The 26695-nt window shown below is 68.7% G+C and carries 1 protein-coding gene; it reads right to left on the reverse strand.

The genetic code is table 11. The features are described 5' to 3' along the window. Positions 1-3: 3 nt before the first annotated feature. Positions 4-26586, reverse strand: a complete 26583-nt coding sequence (locus OYT95_RS11110) for a non-ribosomal peptide synthase/polyketide synthase (RefSeq protein ID WP_268791470.1) — start codon at positions 26584-26586, stop codon at positions 4-6. Positions 26587-26695 lie beyond the last annotated feature (109 nt).

A 26695-nucleotide genomic window follows, 5' to 3' on the forward strand; every position in this document is an offset into this window, starting at 1 on the left:
GATTCACGGCCGTTCGGAGAGCACGCGCGACAGCAGCGGCCCGATGACGGCGAGGGACTGCGGCTCGATCATCTCGTTGTGCCCGCAGTCCACGGGCCGCGCGTCGATCCGGCCGGTCACGAGCGGCCGCCACTCGTCCGTCGACCGGGCACGCGTCGCCCCGTCCCCGTCGCGTGTGGCGGGGAAGATGAGCAGGTCACCGTCGTATACCCGGGGCACGAAGTGGTGGGCGAGCCACCTCGAATTCTCGTATCCCGCGGCGATCCGTTCGAGGTCGTGCCCTCGCACTCCGGTCTCGGTCCCGAACGATTCGTCGATCAACCGCGCGGCATGTTCGTAGGTCATCTCGCCGTCGCCCTCGGTCTGGAGTCCCAGCCCGCGCAGGAGGTCCCGGATCTCCAGCCTGCCCGCCAGCGGGTCCTCGCCGCCGACGGGGTAGCTGTCCATGACGGCGAGGGTGGCGACCTCTTCGCCGGCTCTCTGCAGTTCGACGGCCATGGCGTGCGCGATGACTCCGCCGAGCGACCAGCCGAGCAGGTCGTACGGGCCGGTGGGCTGGATGGCCTGCATTTCCTCGATGTAGCGGTGGGCCAGCTGCTCGATCGTCCGGTAATCGCCGTCACCGCTGATCGTGGGCAGCTGCAGTCCGTAGGCCGGTCGGTCGGGAGGGAGATACTGCACCAGACCGGCGTACCCCCAGGACAGGCCGATCCCCGGATGCACGCAGAACAAGGGTCGCCCGCCTCCCTGCGCGCGCAGCGGAATCACCACGGCGAATGCCTCTTCCATTCCGGCGCTCCGGTGTGGCAGGTCGAGGCGACGGGCGATCCCCGCCGGTGTCGGGTCGAGGAACATCCATTGCAGCGGAACCCTCCGGTCCAGTTCTGCCTGCAGGGCGCTGACGATCCTGGTGGCGAGGAGGGAATTTCCGCCGAGATCGAAGAAGCTGTCCGCGGTGCCCACCCGGTCCACCCCGAGAACCTCCGCGAAGGCGTCCACGACGATGCGCTCGTTTTCCGTGGCCGGTGCCCGGAACGCCGCAGCGGTCGACCCGAACTCCGGGGCGGGCAACGCCTTCCGGTCGAGTTTGCCCACCGGCGTCATCGGAATCCGATCGAGTACGACCACCGCGGACGGCACCATGTGGGCGGGCAGGCGCTCGGACGCGTAGGTGCGCAGCCCCGCCGGCTCCACCTCCTGCCCGTCCTGAGCCCGCACATACGAGGCGAGCACGGTGTCGCCGGACGGGCCGGTGTGACCGATGGTGGCGGCGAAGGCAACCGCCGGGTGACCGGCGAGCACGGCGTCGATCTCCCCGAGTTCGATGCGGAAACCACGGACCTTCACCTGGAAGTCACTGCGCCCGACGTACTCGAGCGTGCCGTCGCGTGCGACATTCCCCGTCGCCGCGCTCGCCGACTTCTGCCAGCGCACCACGTCACCGGTCCGGTACATCCGGGTGCCCGGTTCCCCGAAGTTACAGGCCACGAATCGTTCCGAGGTGAGCGCCGACCGGTTGTGGTACCCCCGTGCCGTACCCGGTCCGGCGATGTACAACTCGCCGGGCACACCGACCGGGACCGGCTGCAGCCGCTCATCGAGGACCAGGAACGCGAATCCCCGTGCGGGTGACCCGATGTTCACACCCTCGCCGGGACGCATCGCGGCACTGACGCTCGCCTGGATCGTGGTCTCGGTGGGCCCGTACCCGCTGTGCAGGCTCCGCCCCGGCGCCCACCGCGCCACCACCTCCGGCGGGCACGCCTCGCCCACCAGGTCCAGGACCCGGAGCGAATCGAGTCCGTCGTTGTCGAGGGCGGAAAGCGCGGTCGGCGTGATGGTCGCATGGGTCACCTGCTCGCGACGGAACAGATCCGCCAGTTCGCTGCCCCCGACGACGGCAGGCGGCACGATCACCACCCGCGCCGACGCGCTGAACGCCATCATCAGCTCGAACACCGACGCGTCGAAACTCGGGGACGCCAGCTGCGAGACCCGGGACTCGTGCGTGACCTGGAACCGTTCGTGCGTCTCCGCGGTGAAATCGGCCATGCCCCGGTGTGTGACGGTCACGCCCTTCGGCCTTCCCGTCGACCCCGACGTGTAGATGAGGTAGGCCGGGTGGGCGAGGTGCAACGGACTCGTCCGATCCCCGTCGGTGATCGGTGCGGACGACACGTCCGCCGCCTGGGCGGCGAAGTCCTCGTCGTCGAGCATCAGCCACGGAACGGTGTCGGGCAGGGTGCTCCGGCGACTTCTCACCGTGAGGCCGAGCGCGGCCCGGCAATCGGTGAGCATGTAGTCGAGACGATCGCGCGGGTACGTGGGGTCGACGGGAACGAACGCCGCGCCGGCCTTGGTGATCGACCAGATCGAGACCACCGACTCGATCGACCGGGGCATTCCGACTGCCACGAACGTCTCCGGTCCCACCCCGCGGCGGCGCAGGACCCGGGCCACCCGGTTCGACCACTCGTCGAGTTCGCGGTAGCTGACCCGCCGGTCCTCGAACGACAGGGCCACCGAGTCCGGGTCGAGTGCGGCGGCCGCCGTCAGCAGATCGGGCCACAGTGCTGGGCGCACCTCCGGCTCGCCGCGGGCAGGCACCATCGCCCGCAACTCCTCCTCGTCGAGGAGGGGCAGGTCGCCGATCGGCCGGTCCGGATTCTCGGTGACGGCGTCGAGGATGCGCACGAAGCGGTCGGCGAAGCCGCGGACCGTGTCGGGGTCGAAGAGATCGGTGGCGAAGTCGACGGCGCCGTTCATCCCGGCCGGAGCACCGTTCGCGTCGAACTCCTCCGCCAGGAGGAATTCGAGATCCACCTTGACCACGGCGAGCCCGGGATCGATTCCACGGACTTCCAGTCCCGGCAGTGTCAGGACCGGTCGTTCGTTGTTCTGGAACTCCAGTGAGACCTGGACGAGCGGCGCATACGCCGTGGATCGGGTCGGGCCGACCGCCTCCACCACCCGCTCGAACGGAACGTCGGCATGGGCGAAGGCTCCGAGGTCGACATCGCGACAGTGCGCGGCCAGGGCGGTGAACGACTCGGCCGCATCCACCTGCGTGCGCAGGGCGAGCGTGCCCACGAACATGCCCACCAGATCGTCGAGTGCGAGCTCTCCCCGCCCGGCGATCGGGGTGCCGACGGCGACGTCCGGGGTTCCACCGAGACGACTGAGCAACACCGCCAGGGCGGCGTGCACGGTCATGAATTCGGTGCAGCCGAGACGTCGCGACAGCTCGCCGATGCGACGGTGCAGGTCGCTGCCGACGGAGAAGTGGACGCGCGCGCCGCGGAAGGACTGCTGGGACGGCCGATCCCGATCCGTGGGGAGTTCCAGGAGATCGGGGGCGCCCGCGAGCGCGGTCGTCCAGTAGTCGAGTTGCCGTGAGAGCAACGAACGGGGATCGTCGTCCGAACCCAGCGACTCCCGTTGCCACAGGGCGTAATCGGCGTACTGCACCGGCAGGGGCGCCCAGTCGGGCGCGCCGCCGCCGATGCGGGCGCCGTACGCCGTCATCACGTCGCGCACCAGCGGAACCATCGAGAACCCGTCCGCCGAGATGTGATGCACCACCACGGCGAATACGTGCTCGGTGGCGCTCAGCGAATACAGCCCGGCCCGCAGCGGGATCCGCTCGGTGACATCGAAACCCGCCGAGACCAGCCGGGTCAGCTCCTCCCGCAGGCTGTGCTCGTCCGCGACAGGGACCGGGGTCAGAGTGGGCACCGCACCCTCGGCGGGCAGGATCTGCTGAACCGGCCAGTCCCCGCGGACCGGGAACATCGTGCGCAGCGACTCGTGCCGGGCGACGACATCGGTGAGCGCCGAGTTCAGCGCGTCCACATCGAGGTCCCCGCCGAGTGTCACCACGACCGGGATGTTGTAGGCAGCCGAGGTGGTGTCGAGCTGGTTGACGAACCACATCCGCTGCTGCGCGTACGACAGCGGGATGTCCTCGGGCCGGGTGCGGGCCGCGAGCACCGGACGTCCGGACAGCCCGGCACCGGCGTGCTCGATCCGCGCCGCGAGCGCGGCGACCGTCGGCGCCTCGAACAGATCCCGCACCCCACACTCGGTGCCGAGCAGCGCGCGCAGCCGTGCCATCACCCGGGTGGCGCTCAGGGAGTTGCCACCGATGTCGAAGAAACCGGCGTCGGCGCCGACGCGCGCCAGTCCGAGCACCTCCGCGAAGACGACGGCCACCGCATCCTCGATCGGACCGACCGGCACCCGGTCGTGCCCTGGCCCGGACAGCAGGTCGGGCTCGGGCAGTGCCGTGCGGTCCAGCTTGCCGACCGCCGTCAGCGGAATGCTCTCCAGCACCGTGATCGAGGTGGGCACCATGTGGGACGGCAGGCGGTCCGCCAGATGCCGGGTGAGTACGACCGGGTCGAGGGAGCGCCCCGACGCCGGAACGACGTACGACACCAGCAGGGTGTCCCCCGCGGGACCGCGGTGCGCGAGCGTGGCGGCGAATCCGACGTCCGGCTCCGACATGAGGGCAGAGTCGATCTCGCCGAGTTCGATGCGGAACCCGCGCACCTTCACCTGGAAGTCGCTGCGGCCCACGTACTCGATGCTGTGGTCTGCCGTCCACCGCACGATGTCGCCGGTGCGGTACATCCTCTCGCCGGGGCGGACGGGGTGGGCGACGAACCGTTCGGCGGTCAGTGCCGGTCGGCGGTGGTAGCCGCGGGCCAGGCCGGCGCCGGCGAGATACAACTCACCGGGAACTCCCACGGGGACCGGCTGCAGCCGGGAGTCGAGCACCAGTTCCGTCACCCCGCGGATCGGGCCGCCGATGGTGATCGGGTCCCCGGGAACCATCGGGTCGCTGATGTTCGACATGATCGTCGTCTCGGTCGGTCCGTACGCGTTGTACAGCCGACGGCCCGGTGCCCAGCGGGCGACGAGTTCGGGTGGGCATGCCTCGCCGCCGAACACCAGGTCCGTGAGATGCACCAGCCCGGCCGGATCGAGTGACGCCAGCGCGGCGGTCGTGATGAACGCGTGGGTGACGCTCCGGTCGGCCAGCAGCCTCGCGAGTTCCTCGCCGCCGAAGACGGTGGGCGCCGCGATCACCATCGTCGCGCCGGCACCGAAGGCCTGCAGGTACTCGAACACCGACCCGTCGAAACTCGGTGTGGAGAAGTGCAGAGTCCGGGACTGCGGTGTCGCCCCGAATCGTTCGAGCTGGTCGAGTGCGAAGTTGTCGAGTCCGCGATGGGCGACCACGACGCCCTTGGGGACACCCGTGGACCCGGACGTGTAGACGGCGTACGCGGCGGTGTCCAACGTGACCGGACCGCTCCGGTCGGCGTCGGTCACGGGTGCCCCCGGGCGCTCGGCGCACTCCGTCGCGAAGCCGGGTTCGTCGAGGGCCAGCCAGTGTGCGGTGCCCGGGAGCCGGTCTCGGTGTGCGGATGTGGTCACGCCGAGGGTGACTCCGGAATCGGCGAGCATGTGGGTGATGCGCTCGTCGGGGTAGTTCGGGTCGATCGGCACGAACGCCGCACCGGTCTTCGCCACCGCCCACACCGACAGTATCGAGTCGAGGGACCGCGGTATGCCGATGGCCACGAACGTCTCCGGGCCCGCCCCACGGGCGATGAGTGCGCGCGCCAGGCGATTCGACCGCTCGTCCAGATCGCCGTAGCGCACGTCGTCGTCCCCATAGGAGAGTGCGATTGCGCCCGGATCCAGCGCGGCCCCCTCTTCGAGGATCTGCGGCAGGGTGCGGGTCGATCCGCCCGGGCGGCCGCGGACCGGCACCAGATCGGCGCGCTCCCGGTCGGTCAACAGCGACAACGCGGCCAGCGGCTGGTCCGGACGAGTGCAGGCGTCGAGCACCCGCAGCACGCGCCCGGCGATGTCGTCGATGGTGTCCGCGTCGAAGACGTCCGGCAGGTACTCGAATTTCAGGCGCAGACGGGAGTCGACGGATGCCACGAGACTCAGCGGATAATGGGCCGCATCGCGCGCATCCACTCCGGTGACGCGCATTCCGGCGATGTCGGTCTCGGTGGAGAGCCCGGCGCGGTCGACGGGATACGACTCGAACACTGTCAGCGTGTCGAATCCGACCTCCGGGCCGGCGGCACTCTGAATCTCGGCCAGCCCGAGGTAGTGGTGATCCAGCAACGCCGCCTGCTCGGCCTGCACCCGTTCCAGCAGAGCACCCACCGTGTCGTCGGGGCGCAGCCTCACCCGGACGGGCAGGGTGTTGATGAACAGTCCGACCATCGTCTCGATGCCGGCCAGTTCGGGCGGCCGCCCCGAGACGGTGGCGCCGAACAGCACGTCGTCCCGGGCGGTCAACGTACCCAGCACAATTCCCCACGAGGCCTGAACGAGCGTGTTGACGGTCAGTCCACGAGAACGCGCGACGTCGCGCAGGCGGGTGGTGTGGTCCTCGTCCAGGTCGAAGACGAACTCGTCGGACATCGTGGACAGTCGCCGTCCCACGTCCGAGCGGGCCAGCAACGTCGGTCCGTCCATCCCGGCGAGGGCCCGCGCCCACACCTCGCGGGAGGCGCCCTGATCCCGGCGGCCCATCCACGCCAGGTAGTCGCGGTATCCGCGTACGCGCGGCAGCGGCGACGGGTCCCCGTCGGTGGCGTAGAGCGTCAGCAACTCCCGGACCAGCAACGGCATCGACCAGCCGTCGAGGAGGATGTGGTGGTTGGTCGACACCAGCCGGTAGCGGTTCGGCGCGGTCGCGATCAGCATGAACCGGATCAGCGGGGCACGTGTCATGTCGAACGGGCGGACCCGGTCCTCGGCCAGCAGTCGCGCGACCGCGGACGCCGCGTCGTCGTCGTCCAGAAGATCGATCTCGCGCCAGGGCGCGGCCACCCGTCGCCGGATCACGTGGACGGCGTTGCCCTCGGCGTCGTGCACGAAGCCGGCGCGCAGATTGGCGTGGCGGTCCAGCAGGGCATCGGCCGCGCGGCACAGTCGACGCGGATCCACGGCGCCGTCGAGTTCGATGCTCACCTGCACCAGGTAGGCGTCGAGGGAGTCGTCGGCGAGTTCGGAGTGGAAGAGCATGCCGGACTGCAGGGGTGACAGCGGCCATACGTCCGTCAGGTCCGGGCAGGCGTGTTCGAGGTCCTCGATGGCTTCCTGCCGGAGTTCGACGAGATCGAAATCCGACGGCGTGAACCCGGTGCCACCCGACTCCGCGTAAGCGCCGAGAGCGGCGAGTGCCTGCACCCACAGCTGTGCGAGTTCCTCGACCTCTTCGCGGGTGAGGACGCCCGGAGGGTAGGTCCACGTGGAGTTCAGCTGGGGGCCGTCGCCCGAGTCGACGGTCATCGCGTTGACGTCGACGACGGCCGCGACGGGCACCGCCGACTTCTCGCGCAGTCCGGGTTCGTCGACCGGCACCCACCCCTGGTCGGTCTTCGTGGCGGTCCGGCCCATTCTCCCGAGATAGTTGAAACTGACCTGAGGCATCGGCAGCCGCGAAAGAACCTGCGCCGTCTCGTTGTTCAGGTACCGGAGAAGTCCGAAACCGATGCCGTGGTCGGGAACGGCGAGGAGTTGCTCCTTCACGGTCTTCATCGCGGCCCCCGCGGACGGGCCCGCGGCGAACGCGTCGTCGAGGTCGACCCCGCTCAGATCGAGTCGCACCGGGAAGAGGGTCGTGAACCAGCCGATGGTGCGCGCGAGATCGGCGCCGGGCACCACCTGCTCCTCACGACCGTGTCCCTCGAGACCCACCAGCGCGCCGGAGAGTTCGATCCCGCGGCGCCGCCGCCAGCTCGTCAGCGCCATGGCCAGTGCCGTCAGCAGCGCGTCGCCCACGCCGCCGTGGAAGGCCCGCGGCACGGTCGTCAGGAGCGTCTCGGTCAACCCGGCAGGCACGTGAACCTCGACATCCGCGACGGTGGCAGCGGTGTCCGAGTCGGTCACCGGGCGCGACCCCAGCAGCGGGTCGGGTGCGTTCAGCATTCCCTGCCACAGTTCGACCTCGGCGGTGCGCCGGGGTTCACGCGCGGCGTCGGCGAGTGCGTGCGCCCACCGGCGCATCGACGTCCCCGATGGCTCCAGCGCCGGTGCCGCGCCGGACTGCAGGTGCGCGCACGCCGCCGCGAGGTCGGGGATCAGGATCCGCCAGGACACACCGTCCATCGCCAGATGATGGACGACGATCAGCACGCGCCCCGGATGGTCGGCCCCGTCCAGCCAGACCGCCTGCATCATCACGCCCGACTCCGGGTCCAGCCGGTCGAGGGCACTGTCCAGTTCGGCGCCGACATCGTCCATCAGTCCCCGGCGGAGAAGGGTCGCCGACCGCACCGACCCTTCCGCCTGCACCTCCATCGACCAGCCCTCTTCGGTGCGGGACGTGCGGTACAACCGCGCCCGCAACAGGTCGTGCCGATCCAGCACGGCCTGCAGAGCTTCCGTCAGGGTGCGTTCGTCCACCGTGGCGGGCAGCGTGAACAGTGCGGACTGCGAGTAGCGACGGAAATCCCCACCCCGGGCGAGCATCCACCGCACGATCGGAGTCAGTGGAATCTCGCCGATCCCGCCTCCCGGCAGTTCGTCGAGAACAGCGGTCTCGTCTTCCGTCCCGGCCGCCGCGGCCAGCCCGGCAACGGTTTTGCGCTCGAACACCTCGCGCGGTGAGATCAGGATCCCGGCGCCCTTGGCGCGGGTGACCAGTTGGATGGACATGATCGAATCCCCGCCGAGTGTGAAGAACGAGTCGTCGACCCCCACCGAGTCGAGGCCGAGAACCTCCGCGAACAGGTCGGCGAGGATCCGTTCGGTCTCGGTGACCGGGCCGCGGCCCGCGGTCACTCGCTGTCCGAAGTCCGGCTCGGGCAGCGCTTTCCGATCGAGTTTGCCGTTCACCGTCCGCGGCAACTCGTCGAGAACCACCACCGCGACCGGCACCATGTGCGATGCCAATCGCACCGCGGCCACATCGATGATCGCCGCCGGGTCGATCGCGGCGCCGGTCTCCGGCACCACGTACCCCACCAACCGGTCCCCGCGGGCCGCGACGGCCGACTGCGCCACCCCCTCGCACGCGAGCAGCGCCGCTTCCACCTCACCGAGTTCGATCCGGTAGCCCTTCACCTGCACCTGGAGGTCGTTGCGGCCGAGATACTCCAACTGGCCGTTCCCGTTCCACCTGCCCAGGTCGCCCGACCGGTACATCCGGGCCCCGGGAGTGAAGGGGTCGGCGACGAATCGACCGGATGTGAGGGCGGACCGGCCGAGGTACCCGCGCGAGACCTGCGGCCCGGAGACGTACATCTCCCCGAGCACCCCCGGCGGCACCGGATGGAGTCGTCCGTCGAGCACGTACACGCGCAGTCCGGGCAGTCCCCGGCCGATCACCGATGCGGACTCCTCCTCGACGAGGTCCCGGTCGATCGGCAGGTGGCTGACGTGCACGGTCGTTTCCGTGATGCCGTACATGTTGACCAGGACCGGCGCGGTGTCGCCCCGGCGGGCGTACCAGCGCCGCAACTGTCCGAATTCGAGGGCCTCCCCGCCGAAGATGACGTACCGCAGCGACAGTCCGGGACCACCGGCGAGGCGATCGGCCTCCGCCAATTGGTAGAAGGCGGTGGGGGTTTGATTCAGGACCGTCACTGTTTCGTCGCGGAGGAGTTCGAGGAACTTCTCGGGTGAGCGCGCCGTGAAGTAGTCCACCAGCACCAGTCGGCCGCCGTGTGCGAGCGCTCCCCACATTTCCCACACCGAGAAGTCGAACGCGGCGGAATGGAACATGGTCCACACGTCGCCCGGTCCGAATCCGAACAGCGTCTGGGTGTTCGCCAGCAACGTGATCACGTTGCGGTGCGAGACCTGCACGCCCTTCGGCCGGCCGGTGGAGCCCGACGTGTAGATCACGTACGCCACCGAGTCCAGGTGCAGTGGAGCACGGCGGTCGTCGTCGGTCACCGGCAGCGACGAGAACCGCTGCAGCGCAGTCACGATCTCGGGGTCGTCCACGACAACCACCGGAATCCCGGCGCCGCGGAAGGTCTCGGCGTCCGCGGTCGTGGTGAGCACACACTTCGGCTGGGCGTCGCCGAGCAGGAAGGCCAACCGCTCGGCGGGAGAGGCCACGTCCACGGGAAGGTAACCGGCACCCGACTTCACCACCGCCAGCAGTGCCACGACGAGGTCGATCGACCGCGTCATTCCCACCGCCACCAGCGTTTCCGCACCTACTTCCTGGGCCACGAGCAGCCTCGCAAGTCGGTTGGCCCGGTCGTCGAGTTCGCGGTATGTCGTCGACGCGCCGTCGCAGCGCACCGCGACGGCGTCGCCCGCGGATGCCACCATGCGATCGAACGCGTCCACCAGCGACAGCGGTGGGACGTCGGTCCCCGGCCGATGCGCTGCGGTGAGCAGGAGTTCGCGTTCGCGCGCGTGCAGGATGTCGATGTCCCCGACGGGTGTGGCCGGGTCGGTGGTCACGGCCTCGATCACGCGCACGAAGCGCTCCGCGAAACTCTGCACCGACGCACGATCGAACACGTCGGTCGCGTAGCGGAGGCCGGCACCGATCCCGGCCGGAACCCCCTGCTCGTCGACTCGCTCCACCAGGCTCAGCTGCAGATCGAACTTCGCGACGTCCAGATCGACGTCGAGAGACCGGGCGGTCAACCCGGGCAGTTCCAGATGGGTGCGGGTGGCGTTCTGGAATTCGAGCAACACCTGGAACAGGGGTGGGTGCGCGGTGGACCGCTCGGGTGCGAGTTCGTCCACCAGCCGCTCGAAGGGGAGGTCTGCGTGCTCGAACGCGCCGAGGTCCGCCGACCGCACGTCGGTGAGCACGTGGGCGAACGACGATCCTGGTGCCACCGCTGTGCGGAGCACCAATGTGTTGACGAACATTCCCACGACGTCGTCGAGTGCCGCGTGGCCCCGGCCCGCGATCGGGGTTCCCACCACCACGTCGTCCGATCCCGACACTCTCTCGAGCAGCACGGCCAGCGCGGCGTGCACCACCATGAACAGCGTCGAATTATGCTGGCGTGCAAGCTCGGTCAAAGCTTTGTGGACGGAGGGTGGGATGTCGAGCGGGACGACGTCCCCGAGGAACGACCGCTGGAGGGGTCGTGGCCGATCCAGAGGCAGTGGCAACACGTCCGGGATGCCGGACAACGTCCGCGCCCAGTAGCCGAGCTGACCGGACATCATCGAATCGGGCTGGTCTTCGGTGCCCAGGACCTCCCGCTGCCACAGGCTGTAGTCGGCGTACTGCACGGGCAGCGGCGCCCAGCCGGGTGCCTGCTGCTGCACGCGGGCGGTGTAGGCGAGCATCACGTCCCGCGCCAGGGGTGCCATGGAGAAGCCGTCGGCCGCGATGTGGTGCGCGACGAGGGCGAGGACGTGCCGTTCGGGAGCGAGTTCCCACAGCCGCACCCGGATCGGAAGGTCCTCGGTGACATCGAATCCCACGCCGAAGAATGCGGCGAGCGAGACGCGCAGGTCTCCTTCGGCAACCGGGACCGGATCGAGATCAGGGGTGGCGGGCGCGGAATCGACGATCACCTGCCGGGGTCCGTCGGCGGAGCCGGGGAACACGGTCCGCAGCGACTCGTGCCGTTCCATGACGTCGCCGAGTGCCGCGCGCAGTGCAGCCAGGTCCACCACTCCGTCCAGGTGCAGGGCGACCGGGATGTTGTAGGCAGGCGAGGAGGTGTCGAACTGGTTGACGAACCACATCCGCTGCTGCGCGAGGGAAAGGGGAATCCGCTCGGGCCGCGCCGTCGCGGTGAGCGCGGGGGCGGAACTCGTCATCACGTCCGAGTCGATCCGGACGGCCAGATCGGACACCACGGGTGCGTCGAACAACGCCGCGACGCCCAGAGTCGTGTCGAGCGCGCTGTTGATGCGTCCGACCGCTCGGGTGGCACTGAGCGAGTCTCCGCCGAGGTCGAAGAAGCTGTCGTCGGCCCCGACGCGATCGACACCGAGGACGGCGGCGAAGGCCGTGGCGATCGCTTCCTCCGCGGGGGTGACGGGTACGCGATACCCGACCGTGGTCGTGCCGAATTCGGGCTTCGGCAGGGCCTTGCGGTCGAGTTTGCCGTTCACCGTCACCGGCAACTCCGCCAGCACCACCACCACCGACGGCACCATGAACCCCGGCAACACCCCCGCAACCGACTCCCGCACCGCCCGCTCGTCCACCACCGCACCCGCCACCGGCACCACATACCCCGCCAGATAATCACCCGACGACCCATCCCCGCGCAGCACCACCACCGCCTGCGCCACCTCCTCCCGGCGCAACAACACCGCCTCGATCTCCCCCAACTCGACCCGCTGACCCCGCAACTTCACCTGAAAATCCGTACGCCCCAGATACTCCAACTCCCCACCCGGCAACCACCGAACCCGGTCCCCCGACCGATACAACCGCGAACCCACACCGAACGGATTCGCCACGAACCGATCCGCCGTCAAATCCGGCCGACCCTGATACCCCCGCGCCAACTGCACCCCACCGAGATACAACTCCCCCGCCACCCCCACCGGCACCGGCCGCAGACGGGAATCGAGCACCAACGTCTGCGTATTCCACACCGGCACCCCGATCGGCACCACCGCCCGATCCGCCTCGGTGACCTCGTGGAACGTCACATCCACCGCAGCCTCCGTCGGACCGTACAAGTTGTGCAGCTCCGCCTCGCTCACCCCGCGCAGACGTCCCGCCGTTGCCGACGGCAACGCCTCACCCGAGGCGAACACCCGGCGCAGCGCACCGCACCCCTCCACATTCGCCCCCGCCAGAAACACCTCGAGCATCGACGGCACGAAATGCACAGTGGTGACCGACTCCTCGCGGATCACCCGCTCGAGATACGCCGGATCGCGGTGCCCGTCCGGCTCCGCGATCACCAACCGCGCACCGACGATCAACGGCCAGAACAACTCCCACACCGACACATCGAACGTCACCGGCGTCTTCTGCAACACCACATCATCCGACGACAACCCATACCGATCCTGCATCCACACCAACCGATTCACGATGCCCTCGTGCGGCACCGCCACCCCCTTCGGCCGACCCGTCGACCCCGACGTGAACATCACATACGCCGGATGAGCAGGACGCAACGGCGCACGCCGCTCCCCATCCCGCACCGGATCCGCCGAGAAGGCCGACACATCGACAGTGTCGAGTTCCACGATCGGGACCTCCGCAGGCACCACCACCCGACCCGAGGACATCGTCAACACCAGCACCGGATCCGCAATCCCCACCACATACCCCACCCGCTCGACAGGCAGATCCGGATCTATCGGCACATACGCCCCACCCGCCTTCACCACCGCATACAACCCCACCAACATCTCCACCGAACGACGCACCGCCACACCCACCGACGACTCCGGACCCACCCCGGCCGCGATCAGGAACCGCGCCAACCGATTCACCCGCGCATCGAACTCCGCGTACGACAACACCACATCACCACACACCACCGCGACCGCGTCCGGAGTCCGCCCCACCTGCGCGCCGAGCAGGTCCACGAGAGTGGTGTACGGCACCGGGTGACCCGTCACATTCCACGAACCCACCACCAACACCCGCTCACCCGGCCCCAGAACCTCCACATCACCGACCGCGGTGTCGACGTCACCGGCGATCGTCACCAGAATCCGGACGAGGCGGTCGGCGAGCGCTCCGGCACTGCCGCGGTCGACGGCTCCCGGTTGGTAGCGCAGACTCAATCGCAGCCGTGGTTCGAGGATCGACAGCAGAGTGAGCGGATAGTGCGTGGCGTCGCGGGCATCGAGACCGGTCACCCGCATGCCCCCGATGTCGGTGTTCTCGTCCAGTCCGGACGTGTCGATCGGGAACGACTCGAACACCGACAGCGTGTCGAACAGATTGCCCCGACCCACCCGCGACTGAATCTCACCGAGGCCGAGATGATGGTGGTCGAGCAGGGACGTCTGCTCGTCCTGCAGGCGGGCGAGCAGCCGCGCGACACTCTCGTCCGGGTCCACCCGCACGCGCACGGGCACCGTGTTGATGAACAGTCCCAGCATGTTCTCGACACCGGACAGCTGCGGCGGGCGTCCGGACACGGTGGCACCGAAGACCACGTCGTCGCGAGAAAGCAACCGGGACAGCAGCATCCCCCACGCCGCCTGGATCACCGTGTTCATGGTGACGCCGGCGCGCTCCGCCGCCGCCGCGAGTCCATCGAGCAGGGGGGCGGGCAGTTCGACGTCGAGTTCGTGGGGCACACCGTAGAGCGCCGCGGAGGCGTGGGGCGCCACCAGCGTCGGCTCCTCGACACCCTCGAGCGCTCGTTCCCAGGCCCGCGCCGACGCCTCCGCGTCCCGGGTCGCTACCCATTCCAGATACGTGCGGTACGAGGGCGGCTCCGGCACTCCGGCGGGGTCGCCGTCGGCGGCATAGCGAGTCAGCAGTTCCCGCACCAGCAGCGGTATCGACCAGCCGTCGAGGATGATGTGATGATTCGTGACCGCCAGCACGAAGCGATCCGGTGCGGTGTGGAACAGGGTCAGCCGGAGCAGCGGCGGTCGGGTGAGGTCGAATCGGGCGCTGCGGTCCTCGTCGAGGAGGCGCGCGAGTTCCGTGTCGGGGGCCGGCCCGTCGAGATCTACCTCCCGCCACGGCACGTCCACCGTGTCGACCACCAGTTGGGCGGGCACCCCGTCGTCGTAGACGAACGCGGTCCGCAGGCTGGGGTGACGCGCGAGCAGCCCCGCCGCGGCGGCGCGCAGACGTTCGGCGTCGACCGCACCCTCGAGGTCGATGCGCAGTTGCGCGGTGTAGACGTCCATCGACTCCGCGGCCAGGGAAGCATGGAACAGCAATCCGGACTGCAGTGGAGACAGCGACCACACGTCCCGCAGTGCCGGGAAACGCTCCTCCCAGCGCTCGATCTGCTGCTGGTTCGCCGACACCAGCGGAACGTCGGACGGCGTCAGCCCGCCCGCATCCGGTCGTGATGCGTGCGCGGCAAGTCCGTCGAGGGCGCGGCGCCACAGATCCGCAAACGCCGCGACCTCGACCTCGCGGAGGACCCCGGTCGGAAAGACGAACGACGCCATCAGACGGGGTCCCTCGGGACTGTCGGAGACGACGGCGTTGACGTCGATCACGGATGCGACGGGCATGTCGGGATTCCGAGTGCCGCCGAGCGTGCTCTCCACCGGCAGCCAGTCCTCGGCTCCGTCCGTGGTGGTCACTCGACCGAGGTAGTTGAAACTCACTTGCGGAGCCGGGAATCGGCTGAGGGACTCCGACGTCTCATCGCCCCGGTAGCGCAATAGTCCGTAGCCGATCCCGTGATCCGGGATCGCGAGCAACTGCTCCTTGACGGCCTTGACCGCCTGCCCTGCCGCGACACCACCTGCCATGGCGTCGTCGACATCGATTCCGGCGAGATCCAACCGTGCCGGATACACGGTGGTGAACCAGCCGACTGTGCGGGACAGGTCCGCGCCGGCGACGACCTGCTCCTCGCGGCCGTGGCCTTCGAGGGTGATCAGTGCGTCCGACACGGGGGCGTCCCGTTCCCGTCGCCAGCTGATCAGTGCCAATGCGAGCGCGGCGAGCAACCCGTCGCCCACACTCCCGTGGAACGCGTCCGGAAGCGTGGTGAGCAGGGCACCGCTCGTCGCCGACGATACGTCGACCCTGACGGTGCCGACGGTCGCGTCGACGTCGATCGCGGGATCCAGTGGGCGCGAACCGATCAGCGGGTCCGGTCCGTCGAGGATCTTCTCCCACGAGGCCAGTTCGCCGGTCCGGTGCCGCACCGCGTCGGACAGGCCGTGCGACCACCGCCGCATCGACGTTCCGACCGCCGGCAGCGCGGGTGTGAGACCGGCCCGGAGTTGGCCGCACGCCGACGCGAGATCCGCGACGAGGATGCGCCACGAGACACCGTCGACCACGAGGTGGTGTACCACCACGAGCAGTCGCCCGGCGTCGCCTGGGACGTCGAACCAGACCACCCGCACCATGCGGGCCGCGGCGGGGTCCAAGTGGTCGGCCGCAGCATCGAGTTCCGTGGTCGCAAGAGCGGTGAAGCTGTCTCGCGCCACCGTGTCGACCGGCACCCGACGGACCAGTTCTTCCGCCGGCACCGCGCCCGCAGGCAGCACGTCCATGCCTTCCACGGACACACGCGCGCGGAGCATGTCGTGCCGGTCCAGTACCGCCTCGACGGCGCGAACGAGCACCGCGCGGGTCAGATCGGCGGGCGCCGCCAGCAACAGCGCCTGAGAGAACCGGTCGAGCCGTCCCCCGCTACGCTCGACCATCCAGCGCGCGACGGGTGTCAGCGGCAGGGGGCCGACGCCACCGCCCGGCAGCTCGTCGAGAGCGACTGCGCCCTCGCTGTCGAATCGCGCCGACCCGGCGAGGCCGGCGACGGTCCGGTGATCGAAGACGTCTCGGGGAGAGAGGATCACACCGGCGGCCCGTGCGCGGGCCACCAACTGTATCGACATGATGCTGTCGCCGCCCAGCGCGAAGAACGAATCGTCCACACCCACCGAGTCCAGTCCGAGCACCTCCTCGAACAGTCCGGCGAGAAGCTCCTCGGTCTCGGTTCGCGGCGGCCGACTCCCGTAACCCGCAAAGTCGGGGGCCGGAAGCGCTGCGCGGTCCAGCTTTCCGTGCACCGTCAGCGGAAGCGATTCGAGCATCACGAGCGCCGACGGCACCATGTACGACGCCAACCGGCCGCCGACGAAGTCGAGGACTGCCCTCGAATCGAGCGTCGCACCCGGTTCGGGCACCAGGTAACCGATCAACCGATCGCCGCCGCCGTCCCCGTTCCACACGCTCACGACCGCGTGGGCCACGGGGCCGTGGGCGAGCAACGCCGACTCGACCTCACCGAGTTCGATCCGGAAGCCCCGGATCTTCACCTGGGAATCGGTGCGCCCGAGGTACTCCAACTGACCGTCGGGAAGCCAGCGCGCCCGGTCGCCGGTGCGATACATCCGGCTTCCCGGCGGGCCGAAGGGATCGGCGACGAATCGTTCGGCGGTCAGCGGGAACCGCAGGCGGTACCCGCGTGCGAGGGCCGGGCCTGCGAGATACAACTCCCCTACGACACCGGCGGGCACCGGGTGCAGTCGCGAGTCCAGCACGACCTCGGCGAAACCGAGCGTGGGTGTGCCGATGGTGACCGGAACCCCCGGTACCAGTTCGTCGCTGATACTCGACACGACCGTCGACTCGGTCGGCCCGTAGGCGTCGAACATGCGACGGCCCGGCGCCCATCGTGCGACCAGTTCGGGCGGACACGCCTCGCCGCCCGTCACCACGCACTCGAGGGCAGTGAGACCATCGGGATCGACCGACGCGAGTGCTGCCGGGGTGATGAAACAGTGCGTGACCCGCTCGGATTCCAGTAACTGCGCCAATTCGGCACCGCCGTAGACGGACGGCGGTGCGATCACCATCGTGGCTGCCGCGCCGATCGCCAGCAGCAGTTCGAGAACGGACGCATCGAAGCTCGGCGATGCGAAGTGCAGCGTTCTGGATTCGGGCGTCGTGCCGAACGTCTCCCGCTCCTGGGTGGCGAAGGAGGCGAGGCCGCGGTGGGTGGTGACCACACCCTTGGGCCTGCCGGTCGACCCCGAGGTGTAGATGAGGTAGGCGGGATTGTCGATCCGGATCGTCGCTGTCCGCTCGCCATCGGTGACCGGCGACGACAGGTAGTGCGACAGCCGGTCCTCGAAGGCCGGGTCATCCAGCACCAGCCACGGCACCGCTTCCGGAAGCGCGCTGCGCTGCGCCGAGCCCGTCACACCCCACACGGCACCGGAGTCGGTGAGCATGAATTCGATCCGTGCGGCCGGATGGTCCGGATCCACCGGAAGGAACGCGGCCCCCGACTTTGCCACCGCCCAGACGGCCAGGACGGATTCGACGGACCGCGGCACACACAGTGCGACGACGGATTCCGGGCCGACACCGTGCTCGATCAACATGCGGGCCAACTGGTTCGACCGCCTGTCGAGGTCCCCGTAGCGCACGACACGCCCGTCGAGGACCAACGCCGGGGCGTCCGGATCGTTCGCGGCCGCCTCGGCCATCAGGTCCGGCAGTGTCCGTGCTTCTACCGCCGCACCGCCCGTCACCGGGGACAGTACGGCACGTTCCAGCGGTCCGAGAATGTCGATGTCTCCGACCCGGGCGCCGGGGTCGGCCGTGACCGCCTCGAGGATGTGCAGGAGCCGTTCCGCGAAGCCGAGCACCGTGTCCTCGTCGAAGAGATCGGTCGCGTAGCCCAGCCCGGCGGCAATGCCGGTCGGGTTGCCGTCGACGTCGACGGTCTCGGCCAGGGTCAACTGCAGATCGAAGTTGGTGGTGTCGATCTCGAGGTCGATGTTCCGGACCTGCAGTTCCGGCAATTCCAGTGTGGGGCGCTCGATGTCCTGGAACTCCAGCATCACTTGGAAGAGCGGCGCGTATGCCGTCACCCGGGACGGACTCAGCACTTCCACCACACGTTCGAACGGGACCTCCGCGTGGGTGAAGGCGCCGAGATCGGTTTCCCGAACACTGTCCAGGAACTCGGAGAAGGTGGCGCCTCCGTCGACGTGGGTGCGCAGGACGAGGGTGTTGACGAACATGCCCACCACGTTGTCGAGTTCGCGCTCGCCGCGACCGGCGATGGGCGTTCCGACGGCGATGTCGTCCGCACCGCTCACGCGTGCCAGCATGATCGCCAACGCGGCATGCAACGTCATGAACACCGTCGTGGTGTGTTGCCGCGCCAGCCTGACCACACCGGCATGAACCTCCGGCCCGATCACGAACTCGACGTGGCCGCCGCGAAGTGACCGCACGGTGGGGCGAGGGCGATCGGTGGGCAACTCCAGCACTTCGGGCAGGTCCGACAGCGTGGTGGTCCAGTAGGCCAGCTGTCGCGAAATGGGCGAATTCTCATCGGATTCCGATCCCAGCCAGTCGCGCTGCCACAGCGCGTAGTCGGCGTACTGCACCTCGAGCGGGGCCCAGTCCGGGGCCGACCCGTTCACCCGGGCCCCGTATGCGTCCATGACGTCGCGGGCCAACGGTGCCATCGAGAAACCGTCGGCCGCGATGTGATGCACCACCACCGCGAGCACGTGCACGTCCTCGGCGAGGCTGAACAATCGCGAACGCAACGGCACCTGCGTCGTCACGTCGAATCCTGCGGACAGCACTTTCCGCGACTGTTCACGGAACTCGGCTTCCCCCGACAGCGCGACCGGTACGAGGTCGGGCACCGCGCTCGCAGCGGGCAGGATCACCTGGCGCGGCCCGTTCTCGGTGAGTGGGAAGAGGGTGCGTACAGCCTCGTGCCGTTCGATGACGTCGGCAACCGCCGCCTGGAGCGCATGCAGGTCGAGCCGGCCCTCGAGCCGGAGCGCGAACGCGACGTTGTATGCGGACGAGGAGGTGTCGAACTGGTTGATGAACCACATCCGCTGCTGGGCCGGCGACACGGGGACTTCCGCGGTACCTTCCCTCGGCTTGAGCGGTGGCCGGGCCTCCAGCCCTTCCTGCGACGCCGCCAGCGCCGCCAGACCGGCCACGGTGGGGGCGTCGAACACGTCGCGAATGCCGATCCTGTCTCCGACGGCCGCATTGATCCGCGCGACCAACCTGGTGGCGATCAGGGAGTTTCCGCCGAGCGCGAAGAAGTTGTCGTTCACGCCCGCCCTCGGGAGACCGAGCAGGTCTGCGCACACGGCGGCCACTATCTCCTCGATCGGGGTCCGGGGTGCGACGAAACCCACAGTTGCGCTGCCGAAATCCGGTTCGGGCAGGGCCTTGCGGTCGAGTTTGCCGTTCACCGTCACCGGCAACTCCGCCAGCACCACCACCACCGACGGCACCATGAACCCCGGCAACACCCCCGTGGCCGACTCCCGCACCGCCCGCTCGTCCACCACCGCACCCGCCACCGGCACCACATACCCCGCCAGATAATCACCCGACGACCCGTCCCCGCGCAGCACCACCACCGCCTGCGCCACCTCCTCCCGGCGCAACAACACCGCCTCGATCTCCCCCAACTCGACCCGCTGACCCCGCAACTTCACCTGAAAATCCGTACGCCCCAGATACTCCAACTCCCCACCCGGCAACCACCGAACCCGGTCCCCCGACCGATACAACCGCGAACCCACACCGAACGGATTCGCCACGAACCGATCCGCCGTCAAATCCGGCCGACCCTGATACCCCCGCGCCAACTGCACCCCACCGAGATACAACTCCCCCGCCACCCCCACCGGCACCGGCCGCAGACGGGAATCGAGCACCAACGTCTGCGTATTCCACACCGGCACCCCGATCGGCACCACCGCCCGATCCGCCTCGGTGACCTCGTGGAACGTCACATCCACCGCAGCCTCCGTCGGACCGTACAAGTTGTGCAGCTCCGCCTCGCTCACCCCGCGCAGACGTGCCGCCGTTGCCGACGGCAACGCCTCACCCGAGGCGAACACCCGGCGCAGCGCACCGCACCCCTCCACATTCGCCCCCGCCAGAAACACCTCGAGCATCGACGGCACGAAATGCACAGTGGTGACCGACTCCTCGCGGATCACCCGCTCGAGATACGCCGGATCGCGGTGCCCGTCCGGCTCCGCGATCACCAACCGCGCACCGACGATCAACGGCCAGAACAACTCCCACACCGACACATCGAACGTCACCGGCGTCTTCTGCAACACCACATCATCCGACGACAACCCATACCGATCCTGCATCCACACCAACCGATTCACGATGCCCTCGTGCGGCACCGCCACCCCCTTCGGCCGACCCGTCGACCCCGACGTGAACATCACATACGCCGGATGAGCAGGACGCAACGGCGCACGCCGCTCCCCATCCCGCACCGGATCCGCCGAGAAGGCCGACACATCGACAGTGTCGAGTTCCACGATCGGGACCTCCGCAGGCACCACCACCCGACCCGAGGACATCGTCAACACCAGCACCGGATCCGCAATCCCCACCACATACCCCACCCGCTCGACAGGCAGATCCGGATCTATCGGCACATACGCCCCACCCGCCTTCACCACCGCATACAACCCCACCAACATCTCCACCGAACGACGCACCGCCACACCCACCGACGACTCCGGACCCACCCCGGCCGCGATCAGGAACCGCGCCAACCGATTCACCCGCGCATCGAACTCCGCGTACGACAACACCACATCACCACACACCACCGCGACCGCGTCCGGAGTCCGCCCCACCTGCGCGCCGAGCAGGTCCACGAGAGTGGTGTACGGCACCGGGTGACCCGTCACATTCCACGAACCCACCACCAACACCCGCTCACCCGGCCCCAGAACCTCCACATCACCGACCGGCGCATCCGGATCCGCAACCACACCCGCCAGAATCCGGAGGAACCGTTCCCCGAATCCCGTGACCGTCTCCGGATCGAACACGTCCGACGCGAACGTGAACGACGCGTCGATGCCTGCTGCCGTCCCGGACGCGTCGTAGCGCTCCGCGAGCGTCAACTGCAGATCGAACTTGGACACACCGGGTTCGACGTCGAGGATCTCCACCGACAGTCCCGGCAGGTCGAGGTGCGCCGGGGCGGTGTTCTGGAACTCCAGCAGAACCTGGAACAGCGGTGAATACGCGGTCGAGCGGGTCGGCGCGACCGCGTCCACCACGCTCTCGAACGGCACCTCGGCATGGCCGAACGCCGCCAGATCCGCCTCCCGCGCCCGCGACAGCACCTCGGCGAACGGTGCGGCGGGGTCGACGGTCGTCCGCAAGACCAGGGTGTTGACGAGCATCCCCACCACGTCGTCGAGGGCTTCCTCGCCGCGCCCGGCGATCGGCGTTCCGATCGCGATGTCTCCGGAACCACTCAGCCGCGCCGCCAGCAGGGCCAGCACCGCGTGCATCACCATGAACATCGTGGAATTGTGTTGCCGCGCGAGGAGGATAAGCTCCCGATGCCGTTCCGCCGACACCGAGAACCGGACGATCCCACCCTGGAGTGCTCTGTCCGCGGGCCTCGGCCGGTCCAATGGAAGATCCGTGGCGTCGGGGAGCCCGGACAGCGTCTGCTTCCAGTACTTCAACTGCGCCGACATCACGCTGTCGGGATCGTCGTCACTGCCGAGGGCCGCCCGCTGCCACAGGCTGTAGTCGGCGTACTGCACCGGGAGTGGCTGCCAGGCCGGCGCCTGCTGCTGTACCCGCGCCGAGTACGCCACCATCAGGTCATGGGCGAGCGGGGCCAGCGACGCTCCGTCCGCCGCAATGTGGTGCACCACCAGCATCAGGACGTGCTCGTCGTGGCCGGTCCGGAACAGGGCACCACGCACGGGCACCTCGGTGCTCACGTCGAAACCGCGAGCAGTCGACTCGGCGATTCGCGCGCGCGCCGCGTCCTCGTCGTCGCAGACCGTCGGCACCAGATCCGGAAGCACCTCCCCCGGCGGCAGGATCACTTGATGCGGTCCGTCCACCGACGCCGGATACACCGTGCGCAGCGATTCTTGTCGTTCGAGGACGTCCGCCACCGTCGCCCGGAGCGCCTCCACGTCGAGAGTTCCGGACAGGCGCAGCGCCATCGGAATGTTGTAGGCAGGCGACGAGGTGTCGTACTGATTGACGAACCACATACGTTGCTGGGCAAGCGAAAGCGGGATCCGGTCGGGACGTGTCTGCGCCACCAGGTCCGGGCGGTCGAGACGCCTCGCGTGAGTACCCTCGATGCGGTCCGCCAACGCCTCCACCGTCGGTGCCTCGAACAAGGTCCGCACCACGAGGTCGACGCCGAGTGCGGCGTTGACCCGCGCGACCACTTTCGTCGCGACCAGTGAGTTTCCGCCGAGGTCGAAGAAGCTGTCGTCGAGCCCGATGCGCTCCACGCCCAGCACGTCGGCGAACACTCGCGCCACGGCCCGCTCCACCGGAGTGGCGGGAGCACGGAACTCGGTGGACGTGGAGAGGAATTCCGGCGCCGGCAATGCCGCACGATCGAGCTTCCCCACCGGTGTCATCGGGATCTCGTCCAGTACCACGATCGCCGCAGGCACCATGTACGTCGGCAATTGTTCTGCGGCATAGTCGATCAACTCGTCAGTCGCGAGCTGGTGCCCGGCTGCCGGCAGCACGTACGACACGAGCACCGTGTCGCCGGACGGTGCCGTTCGCGGCATCGTCACCGCGGTCCGCACGCGCGGATGGGCGTGGAGGACGGAGTCGATCTCGCCGAGCTCGATACGGAAGCCGCGTATCTTCACCTGGAAATCGCTGCGGCCCAGGTACTCCAGTGTGCGGTCGGTACGCCACCGCACCACGTCCCCGGTTCGATACATCCGCTCACCGGGGCCGCCGAAGGGGTTGGCCACGAACCGTTCCGCCGTCAGCGCTGATTTTCCGTGATACCCGCGAGCGAGGGCGTCGCCCGCGACGTACAGCTCCCCGGCCACACCGGCCGGCACCGGCATCAACCGCGCATCGAGGACGACCTCGTGGAATCCGCGGAGCGGGTCGCCCACCGTGATGGCCCCGGCCGGTGACATCGGTGCACTGATGTTGGACATGACGGTGGCCTCGCTGGGCCCGTACGCGTTGAACAATCTGCGATCGGGCGCCCACCGCTTCACCAGTTCCGGCGGGCACGCCTCGCCGCCGAACACCACGTCCCGAAAGTCGGAGAGTCCGTCCGGTTCGACCGTTCCGAGCGCGGCAGTGGTGACGAATCCGTGAGTGACCCGCTCCGACTTCAGGAGCTGGGACAACTCGGTTCCGCCGTAGATCGTGGGCGGCACGATCACCATGGTGGCCGCCGCGGCGAACACGTGCAGGTACTCGGAGACGGACGCGTCGAAACTCGGTGTGGAGAAGTGCAGAATCCGTGATTCCTGCGTCGCTCCGAATCGTGAGCGCTGCTCGGCCGCGAAGTTGTCCAGGCCACCGTGCGTGACCACGACGCCTTTGGGCCGGCCCGTGGAACCGGACGTGTAGATCACGTAGGACGGGTTCTCCACGCGGAGCGGCCGCGCCCGCTCGGCATCGGTCACGACGGACACGGGCTGCCTCGCGCAGAGGGTCCGGAATTCTTCGTCGTCGAGCACCAGCCACGGAACCGCGTCCGGTAGCCGGGAACGGACGGCGGACACTGTCACGCCCAGGGCGGCGCCCGAATCGTCGAGCATGTGCTCGATCCGTTCGGCCGGGTAGTTCGGGTCCACCGGCACGTAGGCCGCACCCGACTTGGCCACCGCCAGCATCGACACCACCGACTCGATCGAGCGAGTCATGCCCAGTGCCACGAGGTTCTCCGGCCCGATGCCCCGTTCGGCGAGGACGTGTGCCAGCTGGTTCGAGCGCTCGTCCACTTCGCGGTACGTCACCTCGACACCGCGATACGAGAGCGCCACACCGGTGGGATTGGCTCGTGCCGCCGCTGAGAACAGTTCGGGCAGTGTGCGACCCGCTCGCCCCGGCACGCCGGAGACCGGAACGAGGGTGGCCCGTTCGGTATGGGACAGGATGTCGATGTCGCCGACGGCGAGCCCGGGGTCGCCGGTGACCGACTCCAGAATTCGGCGGAGCCGTTCGCCGAGGCGACGTACGGAGTCGGGGTCGAACAGGTCGGTCGCGAACCCGAGAGTCGTGGTGACGCCGGACGGGTTGCCGTCGGCGTCGAAGGTCTCGGCCGCGGTCACCCGTAGGTCGAGTCGGCCGATCCCGGGCGTCTCCGCCGCATCCCGGCACTCGAGCAGGACCTGGACGATCGGCGAGTACGCGGGCGAATCACCTATGGCGAGCGTCCGGGCCACCTGTTCGAAAGAAACGTCGCCGTGCTCGAACGCCTCCCGGTCGACGTCGCGGACGTGGCCGAGGAGATGCGCGAAGGACGTGCCCGGTTCGACGCGGGTACGGAGAACCACGAGGTCCCGGCCGTGGTCCACCGTGGTCGTGGTTCCGATCGCCACATCCGAGGCACCCGACAGCCGGCTCAGCAGAACGGTGAAGGCTGCGTGCAGAACCGCGAACGTGGTGGTGTCGTGTTCCCGCGCGAGTGCCGCCACTGCGGCATGTGTCTCTGCGCCGATCGGAACGTCGACGCGATCTTCCCGCCCGGATTGTGCGACGGGCCGGGGCCGATCGGACGGCAGGTTCAGCACTTCGGGCATCCCCGACAGGCGATCCGTCCAGTACTCGAGGTGATGCGCCTCGAGGCGCCGTCGCTCACCGTCGCGGGCCGTGTCCTCGTGGATCGTCGCGACCCGGGCCTGCGGGTCGGCCGAGATGAACTCTTCCAGCAGTGCGACGAAGTGCCGGTGATGCAGGCGCAGTGCAGGATCCTCGTATCGGTTCGGGTTGGCCCGGAAATCGACGAAGATGTCGGCCGGCGTCCCGCTCGGGTACACGTTGACCAGGAGGTCTTCCACCGGACCCGACGTGACGATGTGGTATTCGCCGACCAGTGGGCCCAGCTGCACGTTCTGGTGGAACAGCATGACGTTGACCATGGGTCCGTGGAGTTCGGCGCCACCGCCCGTGCCCGCGTCGCGGCGGATGTCCTCGATACTGCACCGCTGATGCCGCAACGCGCCCATCAGCTCTCGCCGGACCCGCGACACGAGGTCCGCGACCGTCTCGTCCTCGTCGACCGTGATCGGCAACGGTGCGACACTGACCATCATGCCGCCGGAGTTGCGTAGCACCGACGTGGTCCGGCCGGACATCGGAACATTCACGAGGACTTCGGTTTTCGCCGTGATCCGCGACAGGTAGCAGGCGAAGGCGGCGATGATCGTGACGGCCGCGGTGGCATTTGCCTGACTGTCGGCGCTGTTGATACCGGACACGGCCGCCTCGGACAGCAGGGCACTCTCGACCTTGCTCCTGGCGAGCGCGGGCGCGGGCGCGTCGGCCAGGGTCGATCCGTCGACTGCCTCGACTCGTTTCGCCCAGTACTCCCGATCCGCCACGAAGCGGTCGGACGACCGGTAGCGGGCGTCGACGTCGTACAGCTCACGCAGGGTCGCGGCGCGATTCGGATCCGGTTCGCGACCGGCCACCGCGGCCGAGTACCGGTGCGCGATGCGATTGATCAGCGTCATGGCGCCGTATCCGTCGAGCGCGACGTGGTGAATGCGGCTGTACCACAGGTAGTGCGACTCTCCCACGCACAGGATCGAGGTCTCGAACAGTCGATCCGTGTCGAGATCTAGTGGGGCCTGGTAGTCCCGGTCCATCCACGCGTGGGCTGCAGCGACCGGATCGTCCTCACCGCGAAAGTCGATGAAGGCGATGGACGTATCGGTGGCGTGGTCGACGTACTGCATCGGTCGGCCGTCGACCTCGACGACCTTGAGGAACGGCGACTGGAACTCGCGGGCCACCGCGATGGTCTCCCGTCGCAGCAGGTCGATGTCGAGGTCGCCGCGCAGTTCCACGTAGTGCGCTACCGAGATCGGCACCGCGGGATCGAGTTGCTGGGCGAACCAGGTGGCACGCTGTGCCGCGGACAGCGGGAACGGCTCCCCTTCGGAATCGTGTGTGGCCGGCTTCCGCGTGTCGACGGGCTTCACGGCGGTTCCTCCCCATAAGGTATCCCCGACCGCTCACAGCGTGTCCGCGTCCGAATCCTGGCTCGCGAATGCGGGAGGCGGTAGCTTTTCCCCGCCCCCCAGAAAACTC

The sequence above is a fragment of the Rhodococcus sp. JS3073 genome (assembly GCF_026810085.1).
GTDB classification, from domain to species: domain Bacteria; phylum Actinomycetota; class Actinomycetes; order Mycobacteriales; family Mycobacteriaceae; genus Rhodococcus_F; species Rhodococcus_F wratislaviensis.